Raw genomic sequence first — 22,070 nt, forward strand, 5'->3', positions numbered from 1 at the left:
TCCCTTGGCTGAGCTAAATACCTTCCAGCGCATTCGTGATTTAGACTGGGATCATCAAGTGCTGCTGGCGCTGTATCTGTGCGAACGCATGGTACCCAACTACGAATTTTTCTGCCACATCACGCAATTTGGTGACGCTAAGCCGTTGCGCGGCGCGCTTAATGCGTGTTGGGATCATGTTGCACAACCGAAGCAGGTTAAAGTCAACTTTGGCCGCTGGCAGGAAAAAGTGGATGAAGTGACCCCAAGCGAGCATGGCCACGATATGCTCGGTGTCTATCCGGCGATGGATGCGTGTACTGCAATCAGCATCTTGTTGCAGGGCTTACTGGATAAAAATGCCGGTAATTTGCTGGATGTTGCCAAAGTGTCGCAAGCCAGCGTGGTGAAATTTATCGAGCTGAATGATGCCGAACAAGTTCCCGCCGACGAACTGCAACAGCATGTTGATGAACATGAGTTGTATCAATATGAGATTGCCATGCAACAGGCGATGGTAAGCTTTTTAGAGAGCCAACCGGCCGTCAGTGCCGCACTGATTAAACAAGTACGGCAGATGGTCATTGATGAAGGTGTGTCGAATCTGGGGCTTCAGTTAGAGGAAGACTGATGGTCATTGGTGCGCTTGAAAATGGCCAGCCAGGCAAAAATACCAAACGCCAGAATCTGCCAACTGTCGCCTTTTTTCCAAAGCATTTGTGGCTTCATGATAGCGACGAAGGTACCGAGTAACAGTAAGTGCATGATCACCATAACGGCCAACAGTAGCGCGACCAGAGCGTAAGTCTGCGAGCCGATGTCGCCGGCAAATCCGGCTAATACAGCAAACAATGCCAGCCAAATCACCGCAAAGACGCATTTTCCGATAATAATTGCAGTTTTCATTAGGTTACCTTTTTTGTAATAGACAGAATTGCACCGCACCATGGCGTTTTTCCTTGATCACCTGCCAACGCGTTGCACTGCTGGGCGAAAAGTCGTGTTCGGTTTCTAAATAGATCAGTGTGTCAGTGCTCACTTGTGGGCAGTTTAGCAGGCGTTCGAGGGTCTGATCGGCCAAGCCTTGGGCGAAGGGCGGATCGACGAAGACGATATCCCAATGTGGTGGCAATGAGGAAGGCGATTGCAATAATGCCAGTGCATCAGTCACAAGTACTCGGGCGTTGGTTGCCTTGAGTGTATTCAGATTCTCGCTGAGTTGCGTCGCGACCCGTTTATCCCGTTCGATAAGAAGAACCTCTGCTGCACCGCGGGAAGCGGCTTCGAGGCCAAGCCCCCCGGCACCGGCGAACAGATCCACTACAACCGCGTCAGCCATATCAAACTGAAGCCAGTTAAACAGTGTTTCGCGCACTCGATCTGTGGTTGGACGCAATCCGTCGCTATCGAGTATGGGCAATTTCCGTCCTCGCCATTGGCCGCCAATGATCCTTAATTGTCCAGCATTTTTGCGCAATTTGACCTCTCCGGGTATTCACTCCATCGTCAGTTACGAAAGAGCGTGGTAAACTTAGCGCATAGTTTACTCGTTACGGCGCCGTTGTTCCAAGGCAAACAGCCAGGACAAAGAAATTCCAAGGTTAAGCAATTATGGCAAAAGGTTCGTTGTTCTCGATTTTTAAGAAAAAGCACAAGAAAACTGCTGAGCAAGAAACTCCGCAAAGCGCTGCCGAGCAGGATACACAGCCTCAGCATACGCCGCTGAAAAGTGCGGACACGCCATCCGCTGTGGACGATTGCGCACAGGTGACGGCAGACTCGGCCGCCGGTAAGGGCTTGCCAGCGGTTGAACCGGAAGCTCCGAAAGCGCACTCTGCGGCTGAGCCCAAGGCGGAGGAACCGCCCAAACCGGAGAAGAAAAAAGGGTTTTGGCAACGGTTAACGCAAGGTCTTAAAAAAACCTCCGGTTCTATCGGTTCTGGCTTGTTCGGCATTTTCCGCGGTAAGAAAATCGATGATGAGTTATTTGAAGAGCTTGAAACACAGTTATTAATGGCCGATTTGGGGGTCAGTACCACCACCAAAATCATCGACAATCTGACTCAGCAGGCGGATCGAAAGCAACTGAATGATGCCGAAGCGCTGTATGAGCTGTTGCAAGAGCAACTGGCGGAGATCCTAAAACCGGTTGATAAGCCGTTAGAGATCCCGCCATCGGACAGCCCGTTTGTGATCTTGATGACCGGCGTTAACGGCGTGGGTAAGACCACCACCATTGGCAAACTGGCCAAGCAGTTCAAAAACGAAGGCAAGTCGGTGATGCTGGCGGCCGGTGACACCTTCCGCGCTGCGGCGGTAGAGCAGTTGGAAATATGGGGTGAACGAAACGATATTCCGGTGATCGCCCAACAAACCGGCTCGGACAGTGCATCGGTGCTGTTTGATGCACTGCAGGCGGCCAAAGCGCGTAACATTGATGTGTTGATCGCGGACACCGCCGGACGTTTGCAGAATAAAGCAAACCTGATGGAAGAACTGAAAAAGATCGTGCGGGTAATGAAGAAGCTCGATCCCAATGCGCCACATGAAGTCATGCTAACCCTTGATGCCGGCACCGGCCAAAACGCCATCAGTCAGGCAAAACTGTTTACCGAGGCGGTTGGTGTATCCGGAATTGTGATGACCAAACTGGACGGTACCGCGAAAGGCGGTGTTATCTTTGCGGTTGCTGATCAATTTGCGATACCGATTCGCTACATTGGTGTGGGCGAGCAATTAGACGATTTACGCCCTTTTGTGGCGAAAGACTTTATCCAGGCATTGTTTGACCGTAAGCTAGAGTCTGAATCGGATAACACAACTGAGTAAACCATGATTCGCTTTGAGCAGGTCAGTAAAACCTATCCCGGCGGCCATCAGGCGCTGAGTCACGTTGATTTTCACATAAAACCGGGTGAAATGGCGTTCCTGACGGGGCATTCCGGAGCGGGCAAAAGTACCTTACTAAAACTTATCAGTATCATGGAACGACCCACCGCCGGGCGGGTTTTGATAAACGGTCATGATTTACGCAAAATTAAGTCGTCACAGGTGCCGTTTGTACGTCGTGATATCGGCATGATCTTTCAAGATCATCGCTTGCTGATGGATAAGTCGGTGTTTGACAATGTCGCGCTGCCGTTAATTATCGAAGGCTATAGCGTGCAAGAGGCACGCAAACGGGTGTTGGCTGCGCTGGAAAAAGTCGGTCTGGCGGATAAGTACCGGCATTACCCGCAAATGCTTTCAGGCGGCGAACAACAGCGTGTCGGCATTGCTCGCGCCATAGTCAATAAACCACCGTTGTTATTGGCCGATGAACCAACCGGCAACCTCGATCCGAAGTTATCGATGGAAATCATCCGCTTGTTTGAATCCTTTAACAAAGTGGGTGTCGCGGTGCTTATCGCGACCCATGATCTGGGGCTGATAGCTCGCTTGAAATACCGTACGCTGACGCTCAAAGAAGGTCGGTTGATCAATGACGGACTGGAAGAGGAGCCATTGGCATGAGTCTGTTGTTCGGTAACCGGGAAAGCGTGGCGGGCGCGCAACAACGACAAAAGCTGGCGTGGTACCGGCGCGCGTTAATGGTGCCGGTGCATCATCTGCAGCAGGCCGTCGCCAGCCTTGGTGAACTGTGGCGTAACCCCTTTGCGTCGTTACTGACCATGGCCGTGCTCGGTTTAAGTCTGACTTTACCGTCAGCGCTTTATGTGCTGGTTAAGAATACCTCAGCGATATCCGGTGAATGGCAACAAGCGTCACAAATGTCGCTGTTTTTACGCAAAGACCTGGATGAGCAAACGCGGCAAACGTTAAAAACACAATGGGAATTAGATCCTCGTATTGATGAGGTGACGTTGATTACCAAAGAGCAAGGTTTAGCCGAGTTCAGACAGCGTTCCGGCTTCGGCGAAACGCTGGATTATCTTGAAAATAACCCATTGCCGGACGTTTTGTTGGTGATTCCGGCGGAAAGCTTTCGTGCGCCGGAAAAAGCGGAATCGTTGTTGGCGGAATTAGAAAGTGCCCGCGAGGTTGAGTTTGGCAAGCTGGACGTGCAGTGGCTGGAGCGATTACAGGCGTTGCTGAATCTGGCGAAAGATATTTTGGGCGGCCTTGGCCTGCTGTTGTGTTTGTCGGTGGTACTGATTGTTGGTAATACCATCCGCTTAAATATCCTCAGCCAACGTGAGGCGATCGTCGTCATGAAGCTGGTGGGCGCCACCAATGCCTTTATTCAACGGCCGTTTTTATACACCGGTGTATGGTACGGATTTGTTGGAGGCATATTGGCCTGGCTGGCAACGGCCCTACTCATATGGTGGGTTGAGTCGTCGGTGTTAACGGTCACCGAACTTTATGACACGCAGTTTCAACTGGCTGGCCTAAGCTTCAATGAAATGTTGTTCGTCTGGCTTATTGCGGTGGTGTTGGGATTAGCCGGCTCGTATTTGGCGGTGCGCCGTCATATTCGAAGTATTGAACCGCAATAGGGTTGCGATCGTACTGATCTTAGATATACTAAATTTTTGGCGAGCACAAAGAAGTGCGCCGAAAAACGGAACTTTTCTGTCAAAAAAGGGTCATAAAGGGCAGTTAAAGTAGCTATAAGCGTCTTTATACCGAAGTTTTAGCATAGAGGTAGTCGATGAGCACTGAATTACAAACCATGGCGTTGTCAGTCCCACAGGGGGGCGGTCTTGACGGTTACATTCAGGCTGTAAACCGCATTCCGATGTTGACTGCGGAAAAAGAGAAAGAGTTGGCAACTCGGTTGTATCACGAGGGCGATCTGGATTCAGCGCGAGAACTGATCATGTCGCACCTGCGTTTTGTGGTGCATATTGCCCGCGGCTATTCTGGCTATGGTTTACCGCAAGCTGATTTGATTCAAGAAGGTAATATCGGCTTAATGAAAGCGGTAAAACGTTTTAACCCTGAAGTTGGGGTTCGCTTAGTATCTTTTGCTGTGCATTGGATAAAAGCAGAAATTCATGAATACGTGCTGCGCAACTGGCGCGTTGTTAAAGTGGCAACCACCAAGGCGCAACGTAAATTATTCTTTAATCTTCGTAAAATGAAGAAACGTCTGGGTTGGTTCAGCCAGAAAGAAGTGGAAACAGTGGCGGAAGAACTGGGCGTATCAACCAAAGAAGTCATGGAAATGGAAGCTCGAATGAGCGCTCATGACCAGGCATTTGAGTTGAGCTCTGACGACGATGATGCGAAAGAAGGCAGTAATTATACGCCGGCCATGTATCTTGAAGACAAACGTTCTGATCTGGCAGAAGAAATTGAAGCGGAAGATTACGAAGCTCATACTCAGAAAAAGCTGTTTACGGCGATGAGTCAGTTGGACGAACGCAGTCAGGACATCGTGCAGTCACGTTGGTTAACGGACAATAAAGCCACCTTGCACGATTTAGCCGCCAAATATCAGGTATCGGCGGAACGTGTCCGTCAGCTTGAACAAAATGCGATGAAGAAGCTACGCACAGCAATGGCGTAATCACTAAACGTATTGTTAAAAGGCGCTGCATTGTCAGCGCCTTTTTCATATCTGCAGTAAGGAGTTCCTATGCAATGCCGAATGGGCTGTGGCGCATGCTGTATTGCTCCGTCGATAAGCTCACCCATTCCCGGCATGCCCGCGGGCAAGCCGGCCGGTGTGCGCTGCGTGCAATTGGATGAGAACAACCTATGCAAACTCTTTGGTCACCCGGATCGTCCGGCTGTCTGTGAACAGTTTGCTGCAGACCGTGAGGTGTGTGGCGATGATCGTGATCAGGCGTTGATCTTACTCACTGACCTGGAAGACGCGACGGGGTAATAACCCCGGTTGTTCGGTGGCCAGTTCACTGGCAAACACCAGCTCTATCCCTTGCTGTTTCAAGCGCGGAATCTGCTGTTTTAGAAACGCCAACGTTTCGGGGTAGGGATGCCCGATGCCCACCGCGTGCCCTTGACTCAGTGCCGCATCCAGCAGTAATTGCCATTGCTGTTCGAGGTACTCCGGAGTGATGTCATTATCCAGAAAAACGTGCCGGTGTGCGGTTGGGACACCAAAGTCCAGGGCGGTTTGCTCGGCGACACTAAACTCAGAGGTGCGACTGTCGATAAAGAAAAGTTGCCGGTGTTGCAACGTCTCCATAACCGCCTGCATGGCGTCTTCAACCTGAGTAAAGTAGCTACCCATATGATTATTGACGCCCGCTACATAGGGGATATCGTCTAACGCCCGCTGCAACTCAAGTTTGATCTCTGGCAGCGACATTTCGGTGGTTAACGCGCCAGGGCCTAGACGGTTGCCCCGAACGGCCTGCATCGGTGCGTGCAGCATAATTTGCTTACCCTGATGGTGGGCGCGCAAGGCAAAGGCGCGGCCATGAGGGGTAAAAGGCAACACCGCAAAGGTTAATCGGCCGGGTAACAGCGCGGCGTCAAGATCGGCACGACTGTTGCCCATGTCATCAATGATGATGGCAATTTTAGCCGGTTGTTTAGCGGCCTCGACTGTTGCCGAAAAGAGCACGATTAAAGCGAGGATAGACAGCAATAACCAACCGAGTCGCATACTAGTTAATCCATCGAGTTGGGTTTTGTGCATTGCCCCGGTATCGGATTTCGAAGTAAAGCGCTGCATCCGAGCGACCTCCGGACTGACCCATTAGCGCAATTTCCTCACCCATCTTAACTTCATCACCAACGTCTTTTAATAACGTTTGGTTGTGCCCATAGAGGCTCATATAACCTTCACCGTGGTCAATGACGGTGACTAAGCCAAAGCCGCGCAGCCAGTTGGCAAATAATACCCGGCCGTCGGCGATGGTGCGAACGGCCTGTCCGTTTGCGCCTTCGATCATCACGCCTTTCCAGCGCAGTGGCCCCTCACGGGACTGGCCAAAGAGTTTTCTCACGCGGCCTTGCGTTGGCCATTGTAAGCGAGATTTAACCGGCTCTAAACCGACCAGACGGACATCAGCCTTGAGCGCCTGTTCAATCGCTTCAATGACTTGTTCCAATTGCTCCCGGCTTTGCTCTAATTGCTGCAAGCGAGCCTGATCAGAACGCTGTCGTTGTTGCAGCTTGGCCAACAGCGTTTCCTGTTCCGCCTGCTGTTGCTGTAACGCGGTTCGTTGCTGCTGTTGTTGCTCCGCCAGACTGGCTAATGCCTCGTGTTGTTGCTCCAGAGTTTGCTGCAGCGCACTCAGTTCCCGCGTGACCGCTTTTAAGCGTTCGATTTGTTCAATACGAGCTTGGTTAAAATAGTGATAGTAACTGAGCATACGCTCGATATCGGCGGGATTCTGCTGATTCAGCAGTAGTTTTAAAAAGTCGTGTTCGCCGTTGGTGTAGGCATTGGCGACCTGTTGCTCGAGCGCATCGGCCTGCTGCTTCTGCTGTTGTTGCAGTTCGCTTTGTCGGCTTAGATTTGCATCAATGCGCTGTTGTAACTCGGCTTGTTCGCGACGTGTCTGTTGCAGGCGTCTGGCCAATTGTGCGGTCTTTTGTTCAAGTTCCTGCAGCTCACGTTCGCTACGAGTGAGTTGTTGTTGCCGCTGTTTCAGCGTATCCAGACGCTCCGCTATTTGCTCCTGAATCGCGTTTAATTCGGCCTGTTTGCGTTCTTTCTCTGCTTCGCTCGGCGTGGATTGTAGCCAAGCGTTTGCCCCGGTCGATATCAGCCACAGCGATACCGACGCAAGACAGCCAAGTAGGTTGCGGGGCAAACGCATGATGGCCTAGTCGCTCTTGAGTTGCATTAAGGTCTTGCCAGTCATTTCCTCGGGTTGCTCCATGCCCATCAGGTGCAACATGGTTGGTGCCACATCCGACAAAATACCGTCGCGTGCTGTTGCTTCGCGGCCGACATAGATAAACGGCACCAGTTCACTGGTATGAGCGGTATGTGCCTGCCCGGTGTTGGGGTCGTTCATCTGCTCAGCGTTACCGTGGTCTGCGGTAATCAGGGCTTCGCCACCAACCCGTTGCAGCGCATCGATGACACGGCCGACAGAACGGTCGACGGCTTCGCAGGCTTTGACCGCCGCATCAAAGTTGCCGGTATGACCCACCATATCACCATTCGGGTAGTTGCAAATGATGGCATCAAATTCACCGCTTTCGATGGCTTTGATGAGCTCGTCGGTAAGTGCCTCCGAACTCATTTCAGGTTGTAGATCGTAGGTTTTGACCTTGGGTGAGGGGATGAGCACACGTTGTTCGCCGTCGAACTCCTGCTCCCGGCCACCGCTAAAGAAGAAGGTGACATGGGCGTATTTTTCCGTTTCTGAAATGCGTAACTGGGTTTTATTATGCTTGGCCAGCCATTCGCCAAACACGTTATTCAGCGGCTCAGGAGGAAAGGCTACGGCCGCGTTTAAGTCATCAGAATATTCCGTCAGCATAACAAAGCCACTGAGCTTCTTACGCACGCCACGTTCGAAGGTGTCCAAATTGTCGTCGGTAAAAGCGCGGGTCATTTCGCGGGCCCGATCAGCGCGGAAGTTCATGAAGAAAACCGCATCGCCATCGTTGATCGCGACCGGCTCGCCGATGGTGACCGGGCTGACAAACTCATCGCTCTCATCGCGTTCGTAGGCTGCGGCCAGAGCTTCCAACGGGTTTACGGCAGAATAGGCCGCGTGCCCATGATAGATAGCGTTATAAGATTGTTCGATACGCTCCCAGCGATTGTCGCGGTCCATCGCATAGAAGCGTCCGCTAAGGCTGGCAAACCGACCCACGCCCAGACGCTCAAACAGGGCTTCGATACGTTCAATGGACGGTCGAGCCGACTTTGGCGGTGTATCGCGACCGTCCAGGAATGCGTGCAGGTATATCGCTTTCGCGCCTTTTTGTGCGGCCAGTTCGATCATTGCCATGATGTGGTCTTCGTGGCTGTGAACACCACCCGGGGAAAGCAAACCCATGATATGTACGGCACCGTTGGCAGCAACGGCCGCGGTTACGGTGTCGACCAGGGTCGGATTACGGAAGAAATCGCCATCCTGAATACTTTTTGAGATACGAGTGAAATCTTGAAAAACTACGCGCCCGGCACCCAGGTTAACGTGACCGACTTCGGAGTTGCCCATTTGACCGGCAGGCAGACCTACGGCACCACCAGAGCCATCAACCAGACAGTGGGGGTAGTTTTGCCAAAGCTTATCCATGACTGGAGTATTAGCCGTTGTAATGGCGTTGTCGGGAGCGGCTTCGCGATAACCCCAACCATCTAAAATCATCAAAACTAACGGTTTTTTGCCTTGGCTCATGAAATTCATCCTTTGTCGCGTTTGGAACAACTCGAGCCTGTTAGTTTACGCGATTTTGAGGGTGTTCGCATCCGTTTAAGATTTTACTGGCAACTGAAATTTGTACAGGTATACTTTGGAGCCTTATTGAAATTCGCACACCTCAACAGAAAGCAATTTATATTATGCAGGAAATTCTTGAGTTTGCTCGTCAAAACGCTTTTATGAGCGGTCTTTGGGTGGTTCTATTGGTGGCACTTATCGTTACCTGGATTCGCTCAAAATCTTCACCGGTTAAAGACTTGTCAACGCATCAGGCAACCATATGGGTTAACAAAGAGAACGGTGTCTTTGTTGATATTCGTAGCCAGGATGAGTTTCGTAAAGCGCATATCCACGGTGCTAAGTCGTTACCGGCGAATCAAATTAAGCAAAAAAGCGTGACGGCGATTGAAAAGTATAAAGATGCCCCCATTGTAGTTGTATGCAACTCAGGTGCGACCGCTCGTGGAGCGGCATCGCAACTTTCGCAGCAAGGCTTTACAAAGGTAGCTGTGTTAGCGGGTGGTATGAACGCCTGGCGCAACGAGAAGTTGCCTGTGGCATCCGGAAAGTAGTTTTTGTTAAAAAAATTCGGTACAGTCTGACGACGTAACCCGACATTATAAGTTCATTAAGTAATAGGAAGTAACATCATGGCTGAAGAACAGCAAGCAAATGGCGCAGCTGCCCAAAACGAACAACAACCACAAGTGCAGTTTGCTATCCAACGTGTTTATACCAAAGACGTTTCTTTTGAAGCACCGAATTCACCTGCGATTTTCCGTAAAGAGTGGAAACCAGACCTGAAACTTGACCTGAACGTAAAGCACGAGAAAATCGAAGATCGTGTTTACGAAGTCGTACTGACGTTGACGGCAACCAACAAGGTTGAAGATGAAGTGGCGTTCCTGTGTGAAGTTCACCAGGCTGGTATCTTTACTATCGGTGAAGAAGTACAAGACGGCCAGTTGGCTCACATGCTGGGTTCGTTCTGCCCGAACATCTTGTTCCCTTACGCTCGTGAGTGTGTTTCTAGCCTGGTTAACCGTGCGACTTTCCCACAACTGAACCTTGCACCGGTTAACTTTGACGCTATCTTTGCTCGTCACATGCAGCAACAAGCTGAGCAAAACCAAGCTCAAGCGGACGCGTAAGCGCCGCGCTTAAGACGTTCATGAAACAAGCAGACGTTGTAATATTAGGGGCGGGCTCTTATGGGACCGCCCTTGCTATTTGTTTTGCCCGCAAAGGCATTACGACAACGCTTTGGGGGCGGGATAAAACCCAGGTTGCGGCGATGCGCGAGGCGCATGAAAACGCCCATTACCTACCGGGGTGTCCGTTTCCTGAATCGTTGCAGGTAACGGATGATTTAGCCGCGGCGGTAAAAGGCGTGCGCAACGTATTGGTGGTGGTACCCAGTCACGCGTTTGCCGAAATGCTTCGCAACATCAAGCCGCTGTTAGCGGATCATGCCCGGGTCGCCTGGGCAACGAAAGGACTTGAGCCCGAAACCGGCCGCTTACTCTATGAGGTAGCTGAGGAAGAGCTCGGTACTGATCATCCGCTGGCCGTGCTGTCCGGGCCAACGTTTGCCATCGAAATGGCAAAAGGCCTGCCGACCGCAATTTCAATGTCATCGACCGATGAGCAGTTTGTCGATGAACTTTCGGAAATGCTCCACTGCGAACGATCCTTCCGGGTTTACACCAATGATGACTTCATCGGTGTACAGTTAGGCGGTGCCGTAAAAAATGTCATTGCGATAGGTGCCGGCATGGCGGATGGCATTGGCTTTGGGGCAAATGCGCGGACCGCGCTAATAACTCGTGGACTGGCTGAATTAACCCGACTGGGTCTTACCTTAGGTGCTAAAAGCGAAACCTTTACTGGTATGGCCGGGTTAGGCGATCTGATCCTGACCTGTACCGATAACCAATCGCGTAATCGTCGTTTTGGTCTGGCGTTAGGTCAGGGTAAATCGGTGGACGAAGCGTTAGCGTCAATCGGTCAGGCAGTAGAGGGTTATCGCAACACCCGCGAAGTGGTTGCCCTGGCAAAGCGCAGTGGCGTCGAAATGCCGATCTGTGAACAAATCTACAAAGTGCTCTACGCCGGCAAATCGCCGCGGCAGGCGGCGATTGACCTGTTAAGTCGAAGCCGGAAAACCGAGAGCGATTAACTTAACGATAATTGCTGTGCAATTGACTGCCACTGGGTACTGAAGTGCTCAGTAGGCAGGCGTTTAAAGTTAGACCTTACAAACTGGGCAATTTTGCCATCGGCAAAGCTCAGCAGCATATTCGCCAACACACCTTCGTCGATAGTAAACTTCTGCTTTTCACGCAATGCTTTTTCTCGTAGCACCTGTTTAAGTTGTGCCTCGATACGATTGAATAAGTCGTCGATGCGGCCGCGTAAGCGATCGTGTTCGCCCATCAATGCATCACCGGTCATGACCCGGGTGATGCCCGGATTACGCTCGGCAAAAGTCAACAATAGCTGTAAAATCGCCTGACAGCGCACCAGCGTGTCTTTTTCCTCAGACATGATCAAATTGATGCGAGTTAACAAGGTATCTTCAACAAACTCAATTAAACCCTCAAACATACGGGCTTTCGAGGGAAAATGGCGATACAAAGCCGCCTCCGAAACGCCTAGGCTGGCCGCCAGTTTTGCGGTTGTAATGCGTTGACCGGGACTGGTTTCCAACATGGCGGCAAGCGCCTGTAAAATTTCCTCACGACGATTACGCTTTTGCTGTGCCATTCACATTCCTCGTTATTCTTACGGTTTGTTCTTAAAGTAATGTTGCGCGAACAGCTCATTCAGAGCGTTAGCTAAATTCTGTTTACTCTGCGCCGCAAAGGATTGTTCACCATCCTGCCAATAGACCGTAACGGCATTATTATCGCTGTTAAAACCAATCTGCTTGTCACTGACGTCGTTGGCGACAATCAGTTTAAGCTGCTTGCGTTGCAGTTTATCGAGCGCATGTTGCCTGACTTTTTCGGTTTCTGCGGCAAAACCAATACAAAACGGCGGTTGTGGTTGCGTTGCAATGGTCTTCAAAATATCTGGATTTTTTACCAACGTCAGTTGTGCGTCGTTACCCTTTTGCTCTTTCTTGATCTTTTGCTGTGAAACTTCCGCAGGGCGATAGTCCGCAACGGCTGCACAACTGACAAAGACATCCATCGTCTGCGCTTGAGCCGCTGCAAGCATCTGCTCAGCGGATTCAACGTGAATGACGTTAACCCCTGGTGGGGATGGCAAAGTCACCGGACCGGAAATCAGCGTAACCTCAGCGCCTAATTGCTGTGCTGCCGCGGCAAGCGCATAGCCCATTTTACCGGAACTGTGGTTGCTGATGTAGCGAACCGGATCAATGGCTTCGCGGGTTGGTCCGGCGGTAATGGTTATCCGGGTGCCTTGCCAAACATTGGTGCGATGGGTGTCAAACAGTTCAACGACCCGATCGCGCAGTTGCAGCGGTTCGAGCATGCGCCCGGCGCCGACATCTCCGCAGGCCTGTGAACCGCTGGCCGGTCCCCAGATATGCACGCCACGGTCATTAAGGCGTTGCACGTTCTCTGCCACCACTTGTGCTGCCCACATTTGCTGATTCATCGCCGGTGCGATGGCAATCGGCGCCGGCGTTGCCAGTGCCAGGGTCGTCAATAAGTCATCGGCAAAGCCATTTGCCAGCCGCGCGATAACGTTAGCACTGGCCGGAGCCACTAATACCAGATCGGCCCATTTCGCCAATTCAATATGGCCCATCGCGGCTTCGGCTGTAGGATCAAGTAAGTCGCTACTGACCGGATTTGCCGACACAGCCTGTAAGCTCAAAGGCGTTACAAAGGCTTCGCCGCCCCGCGTCAGAACAACACGTACGTTAGCGCCCACTTCTTTTAAACGCCTTACAAGATCGGGTGTTTTGTAGGCAGCAATACCACCAGAAATGCCAAGCAAAATATTTTTATTGTGCAGGGTTTGCATCGCCAAAACGAACTCGCCATTGTTTGGGTAAAGAGTTGTAAAGATAACATGCTCCCGAGTAACAGGGTAGAGCCAGACTATACTGGAGGTTTGATCGGTAACAGGAGTCAGGTGGATGAAATTGAAGGAGTGGCCGGAAACAGAGCGCCCAAGGGAGAAGCTACAGCAATTGGGAGCGGCGGCGCTGAGTGATGCTGAACTGATTGCGATTTTACTCGGTAGCGGACAAAAAGGGGTAGACGTGGTGTCTTATTCACGGCAATTATTGGCAACCTTTGATGGCGTCGGACCCTTGCTGTGCGCGCCGGCGGAGAAATTACTCAAATATCACGGCATCGGCCCGGCCAGAGTCAATCAGTTGCAAGTTGTGTTGGAGCTATCGAGACGCTATCTCCAATGGCAATTAAAGCGTGGAGATGGTTTCACCGAGCCCGCCATGGTGAAAGATTACCTGACTACCCAGCTACGCCACCAATCACGCGAGGTGTTCGTGGTCCTGCTACTGGACAGCCAACATCGCCTGCTGCGCTACGAGGAAATGTTTCACGGCACCATTAACGCCGCACCGGTATACCCCAGGGAAGTATTGAAAATGGTCATGCAGCACAACGCCGCCGCGGTTATCCTTGCCCACAATCACCCCTCCGGTATCGCCGAACCCAGCCAAGCCGACCAACGCGTCACCGAACGCCTGAAAAAAGCCCTCAGCCTCGTCGACGTCGCCTTACTCGATCACTTTATCATCGGCAGCGGCGACCCTGTCTCGTTCGCCGAACGCGGGCTGTTGTAGGAGATTCAGGCAGGTCGGTTGTGCTTTGTTCTGAACTTTGGGGGCGCGCCTCAGAAACCGCTGCGAGCACGTCCGTGTGGCTTGTGTCCGGGCATCCATGCCCTCCCACATTTCTGAGTCGCGCCCCCACAACCCAACACGCATGTTTCCATTCCTTGCTCTAGGCTTCCGGGCAGTTAGAGCCAAGGTGGTGGAGTAGTAACGCGTAGCAGTTTGAAGGGGGGCTGAGGCAGGAATGTGGGAGGGCATGGATGCCCGGACACAAGCCACACGGACGTGCTTGAAGCGGTTCCTGGCTCAGCCCCCCTTCAAGCTGATAAGAGCGTTACTGCTTCACCACCTTGTTTCTCACTAACCAAAGAAAGCGCTGGAAGATTGAGCGGATTTAGCGTAGAATTCGCCGCGAATGATCGGAAAGGATCAAAAAACCGCCGTTTTAGCTTGATTAGCGGGCCTGTTTGCTGTATAAAATGCGCCCTCGGATTTCTAGGCAAGGTCAAATTGGGCGACAGGCGAGCTTGCAGCAATTTTGGAGTAAAGACATGTCACAAGTATGCCAAGTTACAGGTAAGCGTCCGGTAGTCGGTAACAACCGCTCGCACGCACGCAATGCGACTAAGCGTCGCTTTTTACCAAACTTACAATCTCACCGCTTCTGGGTAGAAAGCGAGAAGCGTTGGGTTAAGCTGCGCATTTCTACTAAAGGTATGCGTATCATCGATAAAAATGGTATCGACTCGGTATTAGCGGATCTCCGCGGCCGTGGTATCAAGGTGTAAGGAACAGATATTATGCGCGATAAGATTCGTTTGGTGTCATCTGCTGGTACTGGTTATTTCTACACCACAGATAAAAATAAGCGTACCATGCCAGAAAAAATGGAGATCAAAAAGTACGACCCAGTGGTTCGTAAGCACGTGATCTTCAAAGAAGCTAAAATCAAGTAATTTAGGCTTCCAACAGAAAATTAAAAACCGGCTTCTGGCCGGTTTTTTTGTGCCTGAAAATTCTGCTTAGCGCGGTGGGTCGACAATGCCTGAGATGCTGGCGTTGATACGGAACCAACCGGTGATGCTGAGGCGGTCGCGGTGGGAGGGCAATACTTCGTGAACAAACTTCTCGCTAAGAAACACCACCAGGGTGCCTCGCTCCGGAGTCACTTGCTCCAGGATCTCGCCGCGATCGCCGTAGATCACCAGTTGACCACCGTGTTGCTCCTGCCAGTCTTCGTTTAAATACATCACTGTCGTCAGGCGTCGATTGCTGCGTCCTTTAAAGGCGTCCAGATGTTTCTTGTAAAATGCCCCTTTGGGGTAATGGGCAAAATGACATTCATAGTCGAATAGACCGAGAAACAGCTGGCGATTGAGTTCGGTGCGTAACTCATCCATCAGCTTAAGATAGGTGTTTTCGACGGCTTGTTCGGCGGATAGCCACAAGATCCGGTCGTTACGTACCATCGTATTAACGGTCTGCTGTGTGGCGCGGCCGATGGCAGCGGTATTCCAGTACTGTTCTGGTATTGCCTGGGCGTGCTGATACAATTGTTGTGATAGGGATTCCGCTAAAAAATTTGGCACGATGCAATAGCCTTTGTCACTGAGGCTATCTAAGATGTGATCAAGCTGAGGGATGGCGGACATATCAGATTACCAATATCACGGACGCTTACGGGAGCCGAAATATAGGTTATTCTGGCGATATCGACAAGCGCTTTATGGGTGTTTCATGAGACGAGAACAAAAACGTACCTTTTTCGGCGTTACGATGAGTAAACGGGCGTGGAACAACGTGCTGGTTTATGTTGTGTTGTTGATCATGTTTCTGCTCTATTTCGTGCTCCCCGGCAACCGGCAGGCATTGACCGAAAACCCGGCGAGCGTTGAGGTGGTTGGGTTGATTCCTGCCGAAATGAGGTTATTGAGTATTCATATCGATGATCAGGTGATTGAGCGTCAGCCGGACGGTTGGGTGTGTGTTCCTGTGTGCGCGATTTCCAAACAACGGGCTGCGGCGTTGGCTGAGACGTGGCAGTCCTTGCGGATGATACCTTCCTCGTTGCAGCCGGAAGCGAAGATTGTCGACGTTTATTTGTATTTTGAGGGTGACCAGCAGGCGCGAATCGAGCTGTATTCAGAGCCCAAACTGTTAATTAAATTGCCGCAACAGGATCGGGTGTTTGAGCCGGTCGATGTTGCTGTAGAGGCTTTATTAGGACGTTAGGAACTAAGTATGCCGGAGTTACCAGAAGTTGAAGTCAGTCGGTTAGGCATCAGCCCTCATATTGAGGGCAAGTTGATAACACAGGTTAGAGTACACGATGCGCGGTTGCGTTGGCCGGTGCCGGAGACGGTTCAGCGGGTCAGCGGTCAGCGGCTGGAAGCGGTGACCCGCAGAGCCAAGTACTTATTGTTGAAGACTGCTGTCGGCACTTTGTTATTGCACCTCGGGATGTCCGGTAAGTTGCGGGTAGTGCCGAATACCACCTCGTTGAAAAAACACGATCATATCGAGATTGAGTTCGAAGATGGGCAGGTACTGAGGCTGAATGATCCGCGCCGCTTTGGCGCCTTACTGTTTTGTGCTGACGATGTCAGTTCGCACGAACTGTTGGCGCGGCTGGGGCCGGAGCCGCTGACGGAGGCATTTACGGCCGATTACTTGTTTGCGGCATCGCGGGGGCGTAAACAGGCGATTAAGACTTTCATCATGGACAATCATGTGGTGGTCGGGGTTGGTAATATTTACGCCAATGAGGCGTTGTTTAAAGCGGGTATTAACCCGAAGCGACAGGCGGGTCAGGTCAGCCGGGCACGTTATCAAAAATTGGTGCCGCTGATTAAGCAAACCTTGCAAGATGCTATCGCACAAGGGGGCACAACGTTACGGGATTTTACCAACGTTGATGGCTCGCCCGGTTATTTCGCGCAACAACTGATGGTGTACGGGCGGGGTGGCAAGCGTTGCATGGTTTGTCAGGCAACGCTGAAAGAAATCCGTCTGGGCCAACGCAGTACCGTTTATTGCACCCGGTGTCAGCGCTAGACAGCGCTCAGGAATTGGCGATAGCGTTCGGCAAACGGTATGCTGGCGGATACGAATGGCGTATGGGCGCAGTGGTTAAACACGTGTTGTTGAGACTGCGGTGCCAGCGCCTGCACCAAGTCACTAACGGCAACCGGAACTAAGCTATCAAGTCGGCCGTAAAAGCGCATAAATGGTTGTTGGATGTCAGCTAACTGAGTCCTTAGATCGGCTTGTTGCAGCAATGACAGACCGTTTTTTAAGCTCTCCGTATTGGCCATCGGTTTTTCAAATACCCAATGACGAACCTGTTTGATCAGTTGCTTGGCATGCGGGCTACCCATTGCCTGCACGGCCATGAATCGTTCAATGGTGGCTTTGAAGTCGGATCTCAGTGAACGTTGAAATTGCTGTAGCAGCACCGGTTTAATGCCGGGCCAGTCGTCGTTTGCGATGAAATAAGGTGACGAGGCAACCGTTGCTAAAGACAGCACACGCTGCGGGCATTGGACGGCGAGTTGCGTGGCCACCAGTCCCCCTAATGACCACCCTAGAACATGAAATTGTTGCGGTAGTGATGGCAGAATGTCATGACAGATATCCTCCAGCGACGGACTTAGGGTTAACGAATGGCTATCCCCGAAACCTGGTAAATCAATTTGGGTAACCCTGAACTGTGAGGTCAGTTCCGGCAGCAGTGGTTGCCAAACATTCGCATTCATTCCCCAGCCATGGATGACAACAATATCCGTGCCTGTACCTTGTGTTGAAGTCCAAATACTCACTATAGTCGCCTGTCTTGTCCGAGTTATAGGGGTGCTATGCTAGCGTCAATCAGCGGCTTCGCCAATAGAATCGGTGCCAATGCCTGTATTCTCTGTCGTATGCACAGCGTACTCGAGCATGGTATCTGCGATGATTGTGCGGTTGCGCTGCCACGATGGTACCCGCGCAGTGTGAAACATTTGGCTCATTTTCCCTCATTGCAGGAACGTGAGTTGACCGCACATTGGTTTGCTCCCCTACGCTGGACACCGCTCACTCAATCGTTAATTTATCGCTATAAAACGGGTGGCCAGGTGCACTTGGCGGGCGCCTTTGCGGCCTGGCTGGCGGCACACCTGATCCATTGTTACCGAAACGAGCAGCAATCCTGGCCGGACTTACTGGTGGTTGTACCGACGACGGCGAAGGTGTGGCAACAGCGGGGTTTTCATCATACGGGTTTGCTGGCGCAACAATTGGCAAGCTATCTGAAGATCCCTTATCAGGCTGGTGCATTGCGCGTTATTCGGCCGCTAGCCAAACAGAAGCAACTCGGGCGCCAGCAGCGTTGGCGACAGCATGCTAAGAGTCTGCATTGCACGGTTGATACGAGCGGACTGAGAGTTGCTGTGCTTGATGACTTGATCAGCTCGGGAGCGACGCTGACGGCGGCCGCTCGAGCGTTGCGAAAACAGGGCGCCAAAACGGTTGACGGGTGGGCGCTGATCTACAACCAGGGTGACTAGCCACATCGATGATATTCAGGTAGACTATACCCTAGTAATTTACTCAGGTATAGCAAGAGGCGAGCAGAATGATTCGTATTACCGAAGCGGCACAACAACATTTTGGTAAGCTCCTGGCGGAACAACCCGAAGGCACAGGCATTCGTGTGTTTGTGGTTAACCCAGGGTCACCGAATGCCGAGTGTGGTGTATCTTATTGCCCGCCGGATTCGGTCGAAGCGGATGATGAGCGGTTACCCTTTAATGGCTTTGACGCCATCGTTGACTCCGGCAGTGCACCGTTTTTAGAAGATGCCGTGATTGACTTTGAAGAGCAGGAGCTGGGTTCACAGCTGACGCTGAAAGCACCAAACGCTAAAGCGAAAAAAGTTGCTGATGACGCGCCGTTAATTGAGCGTGTTGAGTACGTGATTCAGGCGGAAATTAACCCGCAGTTAGCCAACCACGGTGGTCACGTCATGGTCAATGACATTACTGACGACGGTTTAGCAATTCTACAGTTTGGCGGCGGCTGTAATGGTTGCAGCATGATTGATGTCACGGTTAAGAACGGCATTGAAAAAGAGCTGAAAGAGCGTTTTCCGAATGAAATCACCGGGGTGCGCGATATCACTGAACATGAGCGTGGCGAACATTCTTATTACTAGAGTTTGGCGCTATACAACTTGATGTTTTGTTCGATTTTTTGATGTTAAAATAATGTGATCCCTCGCACATATCTCCTGCGTAGTGATATTTGCCCTAATCATTACGAGGAAATTATTATGCGAGGAATCACAAAACTCAGTGTACTCTCTTTATCCCTTGTTGTCTTGTCAGGTTGTTGGCTGGATGATGATGACAATGATACTACCACCGTTACGCCACCGCCTGAGCCCGAGGTTCAGTCAACCTATGTGCGCGTGCACCACACTTCTGCTGACGCGCCCAATGTTAATGTTTTGGCGGACGGTAACGCGGTTCTAGAAGATGTGCCTTACCATGCGTCATCCAATGTACTGGAACTTGATGAGGGGACTTACTCCATCACGGTACAAGGTATTTTACCGGATCAAAGTACGGCGGATGTGATTGGCCCGGCGGATCTTGAATTTGCCGCGGATACCCGCTACGAAATCTTTGCCATCGGTGATGTCAGTGACGAGACGCTTGAACCCCTGGTGCTGTCAAACCCAGTCACTGCAGTAGCTGATGGCGAAAGCCGCATTCAAGTTGTACACGCGGCTTATGGTGCGCCAACGGTTGATGTTTATCTGACGGCTCCTGACGAAGAGTTGGCCAGTGCATCACCGGCAGTGACCCTGGAATACGCGGACGACAGTGGCCAGGTAGAAGTCCCTGCCGGCGATTACCGTGTGCGCTTAACACCGGCCGGTGAAACGACGGTGGTTTACGACTCTGGTAGCGTGAGTCTGGCAGATGGCGGCGACTATATCATCGCGGCGACGAATAATGTCAGTACCGGTAACTCACCAGTGACGCTGCAAATTTCAACCGGTGAGGAAACCCTCGTGGTGCCTGATGCGAATGCCGGCAGTGACGTACGTGTCGTGCACGCCTCGGCTGACGCGCCAAACGTCGATGTGACGTTGAATAATGCCAGTGAAGCACAAATTCAAGATTTAGCCTTTGGTTCGGTAGCGGGCTATTTGAATGTTGAGGCCGGCGATTACTTAGTCGATGTGGCCGCTGCAGGTGGTTCGCCAGTGGTGTTTGATGATGTTGAGCTGCCATTAGCCTTAGCCACCAGCTACAGTGTTTATGCGGTGGGCGCGCTGGAAAACATTAATCTGCAGGTGTTGACTGAAGAGCGTCGCCGGATTGCGACTGCGGCACAGTTGCAAATCGTGCACGCATCGCCGTCAGCGGGTAATGTTGATATCTACCTGACCGAAACCGATGACATCAGTGACGCGGAGCCGGTATTCAGCGATGTGCCCTTTGATGCGGATGCGTTAGTCAGTACCGGTAATGTTCAGGTCACGCCGGGCGACTACTTTGCAACCGTTACCGCAACGGGTACGAAAGACGCCGCCATTGGTCCGGTGGCACTGACGTTGTCTGCAGAAGGTATTTACACCATAGTGGCAACCGATTCAGCCGGTGGTGGTTTACCTCCGCAGGTCATCTTGTTAGATGATTTGGCGCCAGCGCAGCCGTAACCACAGGGCCTGAAATACCCCACGCATGAGTAAAAAGCCGCTCAGAGCCATCCACAAACCATGGTTCTGTAGCGGCAACCCAAGCCACCATAACGGTAAAAAGCCAAACGCCGCTGCCAAAATCATGGTATTGCGCATGCCTTTACTGAGCGATAAACCGATAAACACACCGTCAAACCAGTAGCTCCAATGACCGATCAACGGTAGCAGCACAATCCACGGCAGGTATTGAGCCGCGGTGGTAATCACCTCGGGTATATCTGTGATGAGGCCAATGATGGCTGGCCCGAACAGCCAGAACAGCAGTGTGTAAGCAATCGCGAAAATACACGACCAGAGCAGTGTAAGCCGGCACCAATAGGCCACTTTGTGCGGATTACGTTGGCCTTTAGCGGCTCCTGTGAGCGCCTCAACAGCATAGGCAATACCGTCGAGTCCCAGCGAAATCAGCATCAGAAACTGCATCAGCACGGCATTCACGGCGACGACGGTAGAACCATAGCGGGCGGCATAACCTGTCATCGTCGCCATGCACAGCTGCAGCACCAGGCTTCGAATAAAGATGTTGCCGTTGACACTGGCATACTGACGTAAGGCGTTAAATTTGATGTGAATGCTGGTAGGCGACCAGTTGAGCGCTCGCGCGCACCAATAAAGGCCAACCGCTGCGGTCACATAGTCGGCGCTGAAGGAAGCCCAGGCGGCGCCTTTAACATTCATACCCAGTCCAAGAATCAATATCACATCCATCACCACATTGACGCCGTTGGTAATGATCGCCAGCCACATCGCCCGTCCGCTTTGCTGCCGTCCGAGTAGCACACCGAGCGTAATGAGGGTAATCAGCGCCGCCGGCGCCGACCATAAACGAATACCGATATAGTCGCTGGCGAGCGGGATCAACTGAGTGTCGGGTTGCACTATCCACATGGCAAAATCAATGATCCAGGGGGAGCCGAGGCCAATAGCGCTACCCAGAAGCACCGCCAGCAACAGCCCGTGGTTAAAGTGCTGACGTTGCGCCGCTCGATCATTTGCGCCGAACGACTGGGCGATATAGCCGGTGGTCGCCATGCGCAAAAACACGGCTAACAGGAAAATAAAGCTCACCACCATAGCGCCAATCGCAACGGCCGACAGGTAGATAGCGTCGGGTAAATGCCCTATGATAGCGGTGTCAACCAAGCCAAGCATGGGGGCCGCGATGTTCGATAAAATCATCGGCAGGGCGATGGCGAAAACTTTCTTGTGATCGGCAAGTGGAAAGCGCAGCAACGTTGACGACAAGGTATTACCC

General features: G+C 51.8%; 27 protein-coding genes. 17 read left to right on the forward strand and 10 right to left on the reverse strand.

Annotation, left to right across the window (positions count from 1 at the left end; translation table 11 throughout):
* Positions 1-4: 4 nt before the first annotated feature.
* A complete protein-coding gene (locus C5610_RS00785; RefSeq protein WP_105305435.1) occupies positions 5-610 on the forward strand; it encodes a YjaG family protein in 606 nt (201 codons plus the stop codon).
* Here C5610_RS00785 and C5610_RS00790 read toward each other — a convergent pair.
* Both C5610_RS00790 and rsmD read right to left on the reverse strand, forming a co-directional pair.
* Positions 592-885, reverse strand: coding sequence for a DUF1145 domain-containing protein (locus C5610_RS00790; protein WP_105305436.1), 294 nt, complete (start codon positions 883-885; stop codon positions 592-594). The genes C5610_RS00785 and C5610_RS00790 overlap by 19 nt on opposite strands.
* A gap of 4 nt (positions 886-889) precedes the next feature.
* A complete protein-coding gene (gene rsmD / locus C5610_RS00795; RefSeq protein WP_105305437.1) occupies positions 890-1,456 on the reverse strand; it encodes a 16S rRNA (guanine(966)-N(2))-methyltransferase RsmD in 567 nt (188 codons plus the stop codon).
* Between the two features lie 134 nt (positions 1,457-1,590).
* Here rsmD and ftsY point away from each other — a divergent pair, with 134 nt between their 5' ends.
* The 5 genes from ftsY to C5610_RS00820 all read left to right on the forward strand — a co-directional run bounded on the left by ftsY (position 1,591) and on the right by C5610_RS00820 (position 5,815).
* Entirely contained in the window at positions 1,591-2,808 is a 1,218-nt protein-coding gene (ftsY, locus tag C5610_RS00800) for a signal recognition particle-docking protein FtsY (RefSeq protein WP_105305438.1), read from the forward strand.
* A gap of 3 nt (positions 2,809-2,811) precedes the next feature.
* On the forward strand, positions 2,812-3,492 hold the full coding sequence (ftsE, locus tag C5610_RS00805) for a cell division ATP-binding protein FtsE (protein ID WP_105305439.1): 681 nt from the start codon (positions 2,812-2,814) through the stop codon (positions 3,490-3,492).
* Complete coding sequence (gene ftsX, locus C5610_RS00810; RefSeq protein WP_105305440.1) at positions 3,489-4,478, forward strand: permease-like cell division protein FtsX; 990 nt, start codon at positions 3,489-3,491, stop codon at positions 4,476-4,478. Before ftsE ends, ftsX begins: the two co-directional genes overlap by 4 nt.
* Positions 4,479-4,633: 155 nt before the next feature.
* Positions 4,634-5,494 (forward strand): RNA polymerase sigma factor RpoH, encoded by an 861-nt coding sequence (rpoH, locus tag C5610_RS00815; protein WP_105305441.1) that lies wholly within the window; start codon positions 4,634-4,636, stop codon positions 5,492-5,494.
* A gap of 69 nt (positions 5,495-5,563) precedes the next feature.
* Entirely contained in the window at positions 5,564-5,815 is a 252-nt protein-coding gene (locus C5610_RS00820) for a YkgJ family cysteine cluster protein (RefSeq protein WP_105305442.1), read from the forward strand.
* On the opposite strand, the gene C5610_RS00825 is transcribed toward C5610_RS00820, so the two are convergent.
* From C5610_RS00825 to gpmI, 3 genes are read right to left on the reverse strand one after another with little or no spacing between them, the layout of a single operon-like run.
* Positions 5,783-6,559 carry a divergent polysaccharide deacetylase family protein gene (locus C5610_RS00825; protein WP_241970534.1) on the reverse strand — a complete coding sequence of 259 codons (777 nt, stop codon included), beginning with the start codon at positions 6,557-6,559 and terminating at the stop codon, positions 5,783-5,785. The genes C5610_RS00820 and C5610_RS00825 overlap by 33 nt on opposite strands.
* Before the next feature lies 1 nt (position 6,560).
* Positions 6,561-7,721, reverse strand: a complete 1,161-nt coding sequence (locus C5610_RS00830; protein ID WP_105305443.1) for a murein hydrolase activator EnvC family protein — start codon at positions 7,719-7,721, stop codon at positions 6,561-6,563.
* 6 nt (positions 7,722-7,727) lie between these two features.
* Positions 7,728-9,263 carry a 2,3-bisphosphoglycerate-independent phosphoglycerate mutase gene (gene gpmI / locus C5610_RS00835; protein WP_105307658.1) on the reverse strand — a complete coding sequence of 512 codons (1,536 nt, stop codon included), beginning with the start codon at positions 9,261-9,263 and terminating at the stop codon, positions 7,728-7,730.
* A gap of 164 nt (positions 9,264-9,427) precedes the next feature.
* On the opposite strand from gpmI, the gene C5610_RS00840 reads away from it, so the two are divergent.
* The 3 genes from C5610_RS00840 to gpsA all read left to right on the forward strand — a co-directional run bounded on the left by C5610_RS00840 (position 9,428) and on the right by gpsA (position 11,466).
* Positions 9,428-9,859, forward strand: coding sequence for a rhodanese-like domain-containing protein (locus C5610_RS00840; protein WP_105305444.1), 432 nt, complete (start codon positions 9,428-9,430; stop codon positions 9,857-9,859).
* Between the two features lie 78 nt (positions 9,860-9,937).
* Positions 9,938-10,438, forward strand: coding sequence for a protein-export chaperone SecB (gene secB, locus C5610_RS00845; RefSeq protein ID WP_105305445.1), 501 nt, complete (start codon positions 9,938-9,940; stop codon positions 10,436-10,438).
* 20 nt (positions 10,439-10,458) lie between these two features.
* Positions 10,459-11,466, forward strand: coding sequence for an NAD(P)H-dependent glycerol-3-phosphate dehydrogenase (gpsA, locus tag C5610_RS00850; RefSeq protein ID WP_105305446.1), 1,008 nt, complete (start codon positions 10,459-10,461; stop codon positions 11,464-11,466).
* Here gpsA and slmA read toward each other — a convergent pair.
* Positions 11,463-12,053: a nucleoid occlusion factor SlmA gene (slmA, locus tag C5610_RS00855; protein ID WP_105305447.1), complete on the reverse strand. Its 591-nt coding sequence runs from the start codon at positions 12,051-12,053 to the stop codon at positions 11,463-11,465. The two genes, gpsA and slmA, sit on opposite strands and share 4 nt — an antisense overlap.
* A gap of 18 nt (positions 12,054-12,071) precedes the next feature.
* Entirely contained in the window at positions 12,072-13,286 is a 1,215-nt protein-coding gene (gene coaBC, locus C5610_RS00860; RefSeq protein WP_105305448.1) for a bifunctional phosphopantothenoylcysteine decarboxylase/phosphopantothenate--cysteine ligase CoaBC, read from the reverse strand.
* 115 nt (positions 13,287-13,401) lie between these two features.
* Here coaBC and radC point away from each other — a divergent pair, with 115 nt between their 5' ends.
* The 3 genes from radC to rpmG all read left to right on the forward strand — a co-directional run bounded on the left by radC (position 13,402) and on the right by rpmG (position 15,023).
* Positions 13,402-14,076, forward strand: coding sequence for a RadC family protein (gene radC, locus C5610_RS00865; protein ID WP_105305449.1), 675 nt, complete (start codon positions 13,402-13,404; stop codon positions 14,074-14,076).
* Positions 14,077-14,618: 542 nt separating this feature from the next.
* Positions 14,619-14,855, forward strand: a complete 237-nt coding sequence (rpmB, locus tag C5610_RS00870) for a 50S ribosomal protein L28 (RefSeq protein ID WP_053953199.1) — start codon at positions 14,619-14,621, stop codon at positions 14,853-14,855.
* Between the two features lie 12 nt (positions 14,856-14,867).
* Positions 14,868-15,023, forward strand: a complete 156-nt coding sequence (gene rpmG, locus C5610_RS00875; RefSeq protein WP_008489399.1) for a 50S ribosomal protein L33 — start codon at positions 14,868-14,870, stop codon at positions 15,021-15,023.
* 66 nt (positions 15,024-15,089) lie between these two features.
* Here the strand turns inward: rpmG and C5610_RS00880 are convergent, their stop codons facing one another.
* Positions 15,090-15,719 (reverse strand): 2OG-Fe(II) oxygenase, encoded by a 630-nt coding sequence (locus tag C5610_RS00880; RefSeq protein WP_105305450.1) that lies wholly within the window; start codon positions 15,717-15,719, stop codon positions 15,090-15,092.
* 85 nt (positions 15,720-15,804) lie between these two features.
* Between C5610_RS00880 and C5610_RS00885 the strand changes: the two genes are divergently transcribed.
* Complete coding sequence (locus C5610_RS00885; RefSeq protein ID WP_158682634.1) at positions 15,805-16,299, forward strand: hypothetical protein; 495 nt, start codon at positions 15,805-15,807, stop codon at positions 16,297-16,299.
* A 9-nt stretch (positions 16,300-16,308) separates the two neighbouring features.
* Positions 16,309-17,121 carry a bifunctional DNA-formamidopyrimidine glycosylase/DNA-(apurinic or apyrimidinic site) lyase gene (gene mutM, locus C5610_RS00890; RefSeq protein WP_105305452.1) on the forward strand — a complete coding sequence of 271 codons (813 nt, stop codon included), beginning with the start codon at positions 16,309-16,311 and terminating at the stop codon, positions 17,119-17,121.
* Here the strand turns inward: mutM and bioH are convergent.
* Positions 17,118-17,885: a pimeloyl-ACP methyl ester esterase BioH gene (gene bioH, locus C5610_RS00895; RefSeq protein ID WP_105305453.1), complete on the reverse strand. Its 768-nt coding sequence runs from the start codon at positions 17,883-17,885 to the stop codon at positions 17,118-17,120. The two genes, mutM and bioH, sit on opposite strands and share 4 nt — an antisense overlap.
* A 36-nt stretch (positions 17,886-17,921) precedes the next feature.
* Here bioH and C5610_RS00900 point away from each other — a divergent pair, with 36 nt between their 5' ends.
* From C5610_RS00900 to C5610_RS00910, 3 genes are all read left to right on the forward strand, one after another.
* On the forward strand, positions 17,922-18,611 hold the full coding sequence (locus tag C5610_RS00900) for a ComF family protein (RefSeq protein WP_105305454.1): 690 nt from the start codon (positions 17,922-17,924) through the stop codon (positions 18,609-18,611).
* Positions 18,612-18,679: 68 nt separating this feature from the next.
* Complete coding sequence (gene nfuA, locus C5610_RS00905) at positions 18,680-19,258, forward strand: Fe-S biogenesis protein NfuA (protein ID WP_105305455.1); 579 nt, start codon at positions 18,680-18,682, stop codon at positions 19,256-19,258.
* Between the two features lie 117 nt (positions 19,259-19,375).
* Complete coding sequence (locus tag C5610_RS00910; RefSeq protein ID WP_105305456.1) at positions 19,376-20,773, forward strand: DUF4397 domain-containing protein; 1,398 nt, start codon at positions 19,376-19,378, stop codon at positions 20,771-20,773.
* Here the strand turns inward: C5610_RS00910 and C5610_RS00915 are convergent.
* Complete coding sequence (locus C5610_RS00915; RefSeq protein WP_262339939.1) at positions 20,744-22,060, reverse strand: MATE family efflux transporter; 1,317 nt, start codon at positions 22,058-22,060, stop codon at positions 20,744-20,746. The two genes, C5610_RS00910 and C5610_RS00915, sit on opposite strands and share 30 nt — an antisense overlap.
* Positions 22,061-22,070: the final 10 nt, after the last annotated feature.

The sequence above is a fragment of the Idiomarina sp. OT37-5b genome (assembly GCF_002968395.1).
Lineage (GTDB): Bacteria > Pseudomonadota > Gammaproteobacteria > Enterobacterales > Alteromonadaceae > Idiomarina > Idiomarina aquatica.